The sequence below is a fragment of the Streptomyces sp. genome (genome assembly GCF_031178505.1).
GTDB lineage: Bacteria > Actinomycetota > Actinomycetes > Streptomycetales > Streptomycetaceae > Streptomyces > Streptomyces gulbargensis.
The window spans coordinates 1-7,158 of record NZ_JAPSIW010000338.1; the positions used below are offsets into that span (position 1 = coordinate 1).

The following is a 7,158-nucleotide window of genomic DNA, read 5'->3' on the forward strand; positions in this document are numbered from 1 at the left end:
CCAGGGGAAAACGGAGAGGTTTCTGTTCTCCGTCTTTCGTTCGAATCTACAAGACGACGACGGGCCCCAGCCAACTCCTTCATGTTTTTGGTGGCTACACCGGGGCGGACGGGGCTTGTGTACTAGGCCACACACCGCGTGAACAGGACATGAACACGAAGTCGAGGGCCGGCCGTCCATCCCCGGGCCCGCGCGTACGCCCCCGATCACCAGAATCTAGAAGAGAGCCACCATGGACTTCCTTCGCCCCGCCAGCTGGGAGGAGGCGCTCGCCGCCAAGGCCGAGCACCCCACGGCCGTGCCGATCGCCGGTGGTACCGACGTCATGGTCGAGATCAACTTCGACCACCGGCGTCCCGAGTACCTCCTCGACCTGAACCGCATCGACCTGCTGCGCGACTGGGAGGTCGGCGAGGAGAACGTACGCCTCGGTGCCTCCGTCCCCTACACCCGGATCATGGAGAACCTGCGCGCGGAGCTCCCGGGCCTGGCGCTCGCCTCGCACACGGTCGCCTCGCCGCAGATCCGCAACCGCGGCGGCGTCGGCGGCAATCTCGGTACCGCCTCGCCCGCCGGCGACGCCCACCCGGCCCTGCTCGCCGCGGGCGCCGAGGTCGAGGTCGAGTCGGTGCGCGGCAGCCGGTTCATCCCGATCGACGAGTTCTACACGGGCGTGAAGCGCAACGCCCTCGAACCCGACGAGCTCATCAAGACCGTCCACATCAAGAAGGCGGACGGCCCCCAGCAGTACTCCAAGGTCGGCACGCGCAACGCGATGGTCATCGCGGTCTGCGCCTTCGGCCTGGCCCTCCACCCGGAAACCCGTACCGTACGCACCGGCATCGGCTCGGCCGCGCCCACCCCGATCCGCGCCAAGGAGGCCGAGGAGTTCCTCAACGCGGCCCTGGAGGAGGGCGGCTTCTGGGACAACGGCAAGATCATCACACCGTCGGTCGCCAAGCAGTTCGCCGACCTGTGCTCCGCCGCCGCCAACCCCATCGACGACGTCCGCGGCACGGCCAAGTACCGCCGCCACGCCGTCGGAATCATGGCTCGCCGCCAGCTCGGCTGGACCTGGGAGCAGTACCGCGGCGCCGGCCGCACGCTTGAGGGAGCTGCATAACATGCGCGTCAATTTCACCGTCAACGGCCGTCCCCAGGAAGCCGACGACGTCTGGGAGGGCGAGTCCCTCCTCTACGTCCTGCGCGAACGCCTGGGCCTGCCCGGCTCCAAGAACGCCTGCGAGCAGGGCGAGTGCGGTTCCTGCACCGTCCGTCTCGACGGCGTGCCGGTCTGCTCCTGTCTGGTCGCCGCCGGCCAGGCCGAGGGCCGGGACGTCGTCACCGTCGAAGGCCTGGCGGAGTACGCGAAGCGGCGCGAGGAGCACGGCCACGGGGGCGGCTGCGCCTCCGGCGCCTGCGGCACCTCGCTCGACCAGGCCAAGCGCTGGGAGGCCAAGCCCGGCCAGGACTCGCAGACCGGTGAGGGAGTCGAACTCTCCCCGATCCAGCAGGCCTTCATCGACGCCGGCGCCGTGCAGTGCGGTTTCTGCACCCCCGGCCTGCTCGTCGCGGCCGACGAGATGCTGGAGCGCAACCCGTCCCCGTCCGACGCGGACATCCGCGAGGCGCTCTCCGGCAACCTCTGCCGCTGCACCGGTTACGAGAAGATCCTCGACGCGGTCCGCCTCGCGGCCGCTCGCCAGGAGCGCCAGGGAGAGGCGGTCTGACGATGGCTGAGAACACCCGTACCGTACCGGTGGGCACGCCCACCGAGGTCACCCAGAACCACACCCGGGGCGGTGTGGGCGCGTCCACCCTGCGCCCGGACGGCACCCTCAAGGTCACCGGCGAGTTCGCCTACTCCTCGGACATGTGGCACGAGGACATGCTGTGGGGCCAGATCCTGCGCTCCCCGGTCGCGCACGCCGAGATCGTGTCCATCGACACCTCCGAGGCCCTCGCGATGGACGGCGTCTACGCCGTCCTGACCCACGAGGACCTGCCGGCCGCGAAGAACTACGGCCTGGAGTTCCGCGACACCCCGGTGCTCGCCTACGGCAAGGTGCGCCACCACGGCGAGCCGGTCGCGCTCGTGGGCGCCGACCACCCGGAGACCGCCCGCCGCGCCGCCGCGAAGATCAAGGTCGAGTACAAGGAGCTGCCCCTCGTCACCGACGAGGCCTCGGCGACCGCCCCCGACGCGATCCTCGTGCACGAGAACCGCACCGACAAGCACGCCGAGCACGTGCCGCACCCCAACATCGTGCACCGCCAGCCGATCATCCGCGGCAACGCGGACGAGGCCGCGAAGCGGGCCGACGTGATCGTCCGGGGCGAGTACACCTTCGGCATGCAGGACCAGGCCTTCCTCGGCCCGGAGTCCGGCCTCGCGGTGCCCGCCGAGGACGGCGGTGTCGACCTCTACGTGGCCACCCAGTGGCTGCACGCGGACCGCGAGCAGATCGCGCCCTGCCTCGGCCTGCCCGAGGAGAAGATCCGCATGACGATGGCCGGCGTCGGCGGCGCCTTCGGCGGCCGCGAGGACATCTCGATGCAGATCCTCGCCTCCGTCCTCGCCCTGCACACCGGCAAGCCGGTCAAGATGGTCTACAACCGGTACGAGTCCTTCTTCGGGCACGTCCACCGGCACCCGGCGAAGCTCTCCTACGAGCACGGCGCCACCAAGGACGGCAAGCTCACGCACATCAAGTGCAGGATCGTCCTGGACGGCGGCGCCTACGCCTCCTCCACGGTCTCGGTCGTCGGCAACGCCTCGTCCCTCTCGGTCGGCCCGTACGTCGTCGACGACGTCGAGATCGAGGCGATCGGCCTCTTCACCAACAACCCGCCCTGCGGCGCCATGCGCGGCTTCGGCGCGGTCCAGGCCTGCTTCGCCTACGAGGCGCAGATGGACAAGCTCGCGGCGAAGCTGGGCATGGACCCGGTGGAGTTCCGCCAGCTCAACGCCATGGAGCAGGGCACGATCATGCCGACCGGCCAGGTCGTGGACTCGCCGGCCCCGGTCGCCGAACTGCTGCGCCGGGTCAAGGCCCGGCCGATGCCGCCGGAGCGCCAGTGGGAGTCCGCGGGCGAGGGCGCGGACGTCCGCGCGCTGCCGGGCGGCCTGTCCAACACCACCCACGGCGAGGGCGTCGTGCGCGGCGTCGGCTACGCCGTCGGCATCAAGAACGTCGGCTTCTCCGAAGGCTTCGACGACTACTCGACGGCGAAGATCCGCCTCGAGGTCATCAACGGCGAGGCCGTCGCCACCGTCCACACCGCCGCGGCGGAGGTCGGCCAGGGCGGCGTCACCATCCACGCCCAGATCGCCCGCACCGAGCTCGGTGTCCAGCAGGTCACCATCCACCCCGCCGACACCCAGGTGGGCTCGGCCGGCTCGACCTCCGCGGGCCGCCAGACGTACATGACCGGCGGCGCCATCAAGAACTCCTGCGAGATCGTCCGCGAGAAGGTCCTGGAGATCGGCCGGCGCAAGTTCGGCTCGTACCACCCGGCGTGGGCCACCGCCGAACTCCTCCTGGAGGGCGGGAAGGTCGTCACCGACGGCGGCGAGGCCCTCGCCACCCTCGCGGACGTCCTGGAGGACCAGGCCGTGGAGGTCGAGGAGGAGTGGCGGCACCGTCCGACCCAGGCCTTCGACCTCGTCACCGGCCAGGGCGACGGCCACGTCCAGTACGCCTTCGCCGCGCACCGCGCGGTGGTGGAGGTGGACACCGAGCTCGGCCTGGTCAAGGTCATCGAACTGGCCTGCGCCCAGGACGTCGGCAAGGCGGTCAACCCGCTGTCCGTCGTCGGCCAGATCCAGGGCGGTACGACCCAGGGCCTGGGCGTCGCGGTGATGGAGGAGATCATCGTCGACCCGAAGACGGCGAAGGTGCGCAACCCCTCCTTCACCGACTACCTCATCCCCACCATCCTCGACACGCCGACCATCCCGGTCGACTACCTCGAACTGGCGGACCCGAACGCCCCCTACGGCGTGCGCGGCATCGGAGAGGCCCCCACCCTCTCGTCCACCCCGGCCGTCCTCGCGGCGATCCGGAACGCGACGGGCCTGGAGCTCAACAAGACGCCGGTCCGCCCCGAGGCGCTCACCGGCACCCTGTAGGACCCTCCGGGCGGTGCGTGCCTCCCAGGAACGTCACGCGTCCCCAGCCCGCACCGCCCGGAGCCCGGCCGTACCCACCCAGTACGGCCGCGACCCCGCACCACCCCGCAGTATCCCGTTCGTCTCGGGCCGTCCCCCGGGTCGTGCAGCCCACGCACCATCCCAAATCCCGCAGTCTTTCAGCACCGGAGAGCCCCGGCGTTGTTGCGGGTGCCCCTTTGAACCTTGGGAGTAGGCCCCATGACCCAGTCGTCAGTGGAGCCCAGGACCACCGCAGAGGACGCGGGCTCCGGCTCGCGCACCCCCGCCGGACGTTCCTGGCTCGACCGGTATTTCCACATCTCGGAGAGAGGATCCACCGTCGCGACGGAGATCCGCGGCGGCGTCACCACCTTCATGGCGATGGCGTACATTCTCCTGCTCAACCCCCTGATCCTCAGCGGCAAGGACGTCGACGGCAACGCGCTCAGCCAGCCCGCGCTCATCACCGCCACGGCCCTCGCCGCCGCCGCGACCACTCTGCTGATGGGTTTCTGGGGCAAGGTGCCGCTCGCCCTCGCCGCCGGCCTGAGCGTCTCCGGAGTCATGGCCTCGCAGGTCGTGCCCGTCATGACCTGGCCCCAGGCCATGGGCATGTCGGTGGCGTACGGCGCCGTGATCTGTCTCCTGGTCGTCACCGGCCTCCGCGAGATGATCATGAACGCCATCCCGCTGGCCCTCAAGCACGCCATCACCATAGGCATCGGCCTCTTCATCGCCATCATCGGCTTCGTGAAGGCCGGATTCGTCCACGAGAACCCCGCGCCCGGCGGCGGCCCCGTCGTCCTCGGCCCGGCCGGTGAACTGGCCGGCTGGCCGGTCCTCATCTTCGCCGTCACCCTGCTGCTGATCTTCGCGCTCCAGGCCCGCAACGTCCCCGGTGCCATCCTCATCGGCATCGTCGCCGGAACGGTCCTCGCCGTCGTCCTCAACGCGTTCGCCGACATCCCCGCCAAGGCCTGGTTCTCCGGCCCGCCGGAGCTCGACGGCAGCGCCGTCTCCGCCCCCGACTTCTCCCTCCTGGGCCACGTCTCCTTCACCGGCTGGGGCGACGTCGGCTACATCACCGTCACCATGATCGTCTTCACTCTGGTGCTCGCCGGGTTCTTCGACGCCATGGCGACCATCCTGGGCGTCGGCACCGAGGCCAAGCTCGCCGACGACAAGGGCCGCATGCCGGGCCTGTCCAAGGCCCTCTTCATCGACGGCGCCGGAGGCGTCATCGGCGGCGCGGGCGGTGCCTCCGGCCAGACGGTCTTCGTCGAGTCCGCCACCGGCGTCGGCGAGGGCGCCCGCACCGGTCTGGCCTCCGTGGTCACCGGCGGCTTCTTCGCCCTCTGCCTGTTCTTCACCCCGCTCACCGCGATCGTGCCGCAGGAGGTCGCCGCCGCGGCCCTGGTCGTCATCGGCTCGATGATGATGCAGAACGCCAAGCACGTGGACTGGAGCGACCGGTCCGTCGCGATCCCGGTGTTCCTCACCGTGGTCCTGATGCCGTTCACGTACACCATCACCACGGGTGTCGCCGCCGGCGTCATCTCCTACGCCGTGATCAAGACGGCGCAGGGCAAGGCGCGCGAGGTGGGAGCCTTCATGTGGGCCCTCACGGCGGTCTTCGTCGTCTACTTCGCCATCCACCCCATCGAGAGCTGGCTCGGCGTCGGCTGATCCCGCCGCACCGCAGCCCTCCCCACACCGACCGGAGGAGAACCGAGATGCTGGACATCGCCGAGGAGTTGCACCGGTGGGTCGGGCAGGGCCGTGACGTCGCCGTCGCCACCGTGGTGGCCGTCGGCGGCAGCGCGCCCCGGCAGCCCGGCGCCGCCCTCGCCGTCGACGGCGAGGGAACGGCCGTCGGATCGGTCTCCGGCGGGTGTGTGGAGGGCGCGGTCTACGAACTGTGCCAGCAGGCCCTCCAGGACGGGAGGACCGTCGTGGAGCGCTTCGGCTACAGCGACGAGGACGCCTTCGCCGTCGGTCTCACCTGCGGAGGTGTCATCGACATCCTCGTCACCCCCGTGCGCGGCGGGGTCTTTCCCGCCGCGCTCGCGGCCGCCGCCTCCGGCGAGGCGGCGGCCCTCGCCCGGATCGTCTCCGGGCCGGAGGACCTGCTGGGTCACGCCCTGCTGGTCCGCCCCGACGGCTCGTACGAGGGCCGGCTCGGCGGCCATCCGGAGCTGGACCGCACCGCCGCCGCCGAGGCCCGGGCGCTCCTGGACGCCGGCCGCACCGGGACGGTCGAGATCGGCGAGGACGGCAGCCGCTGCGGGCAGCCGATCACCCTCCTGGTCGAGTCCTCGGTCCCCGCCCCCCGCATGATCGTCTTCGGGGCCATCGACTTCGCCTCCGCCCTCGTCCGGGTCGGCAAGTTCCTCGGCTACCACGTCACCGTCTGCGACGCCCGCCCCGTCTTCGCGACCCGCGCCCGCTTCCCCGAGGCCGACGAGATCGTCGTCGAATGGCCCCACCGCTACCTGGAGTCGACGGAGACCGACAGCCGGACCGTCCTGTGCGTGCTCACGCACGACGCCAAGTTCGACGTGCCGCTGCTCCGGACGGCCCTCAGGCTCCCCGTCGCCTACGTCGGCGCGATGGGCTCCCGCCGCACCCACGAGGACCGCAACAAGCGTCTGCGCGAGGTCGGCGTCACCGAACTCGAACTGGCCCGGCTCCGTTCCCCCATCGGCCTGGACCTCGGCGCCCGGACACCGGAGGAGACGGCGCTCTCCATCGGCGCGGAGATCGTCGCCGCCCGCCGCGGCGGCAGCGGCGTCTCCCTGACCGGCGCCCACACCCCGATCCACCACGATTCCCCGCGCGCCCCGGACGGCCGTCTCGGCTCGGTCGCGTAGTCCGGGTACCGGGGAGTGCGGAGCACCCGGGCGGTCCGCCGCCCGGGTGCTCCGTGGCGTGTACGGGGCGCGGGAGGACCGCCAGGGGGGCGAGTGCGGGAGCCGGAGGGGGCCGGGCCCTGGGCGTCGCGCCGG

General features: G+C 71.2%; 5 protein-coding genes. All 5 read left to right on the top strand.

Annotation, left to right across the window (positions count from 1 at the left end; all coding sequences use genetic code 11):
- Positions 1-232: 232 nt before the first annotated feature.
- The gene (locus tag RIF68_RS21115) at positions 233-1,123 is read left to right on the top strand and encodes a xanthine dehydrogenase family protein subunit M (protein WP_309052854.1); all 891 of its coding nucleotides are present in this window, start codon (positions 233-235) and stop codon (positions 1,121-1,123) included.
- Position 1,124: 1 nt separating this feature from the next.
- Complete coding sequence (locus tag RIF68_RS21120; protein WP_309052855.1) at positions 1,125-1,730, top strand: 2Fe-2S iron-sulfur cluster-binding protein; 606 nt, start codon at positions 1,125-1,127, stop codon at positions 1,728-1,730.
- Between the two features lie 2 nt (positions 1,731-1,732).
- The gene (gene pucD / locus RIF68_RS21125; protein ID WP_309052856.1) at positions 1,733-4,132 is read left to right on the top strand and encodes a xanthine dehydrogenase subunit D; all 2,400 of its coding nucleotides are present in this window, start codon (positions 1,733-1,735) and stop codon (positions 4,130-4,132) included.
- A gap of 240 nt (positions 4,133-4,372) precedes the next feature.
- On the top strand, positions 4,373-5,839 hold the full coding sequence (locus RIF68_RS21130) for an NCS2 family permease (protein ID WP_309052857.1): 1,467 nt from the start codon (positions 4,373-4,375) through the stop codon (positions 5,837-5,839).
- Between the two features lie 47 nt (positions 5,840-5,886).
- Positions 5,887-7,023, top strand: coding sequence for an XdhC family protein (locus tag RIF68_RS21135; protein ID WP_309052858.1), 1,137 nt, complete (start codon positions 5,887-5,889; stop codon positions 7,021-7,023).
- The last annotated feature ends 135 nt before the right edge of the window (positions 7,024-7,158 follow it).

Excerpts from the sequence above, each read along its gene's own strand:
- RIF68_RS21115 (WP_309052854.1), top strand. The coding sequence starts at position 233 with ATGGACTTCCTTCGCCCCGCCAGCTGGGAGGAGGCGCTCGCCGCCAAG.
- RIF68_RS21120 (WP_309052855.1), top strand. The coding sequence starts at position 1,125 with ATGCGCGTCAATTTCACCGTCAACGGCCGTCCCCAGGAAGCCGACGAC.
- pucD (WP_309052856.1), top strand. The coding sequence starts at position 1,733 with ATGGCTGAGAACACCCGTACCGTACCGGTGGGCACGCCCACCGAGGTC.
- RIF68_RS21130 (WP_309052857.1), top strand. The coding sequence starts at position 4,373 with ATGACCCAGTCGTCAGTGGAGCCCAGGACCACCGCAGAGGACGCGGGC.
- RIF68_RS21135 (WP_309052858.1), top strand. The coding sequence starts at position 5,887 with ATGCTGGACATCGCCGAGGAGTTGCACCGGTGGGTCGGGCAGGGCCGT.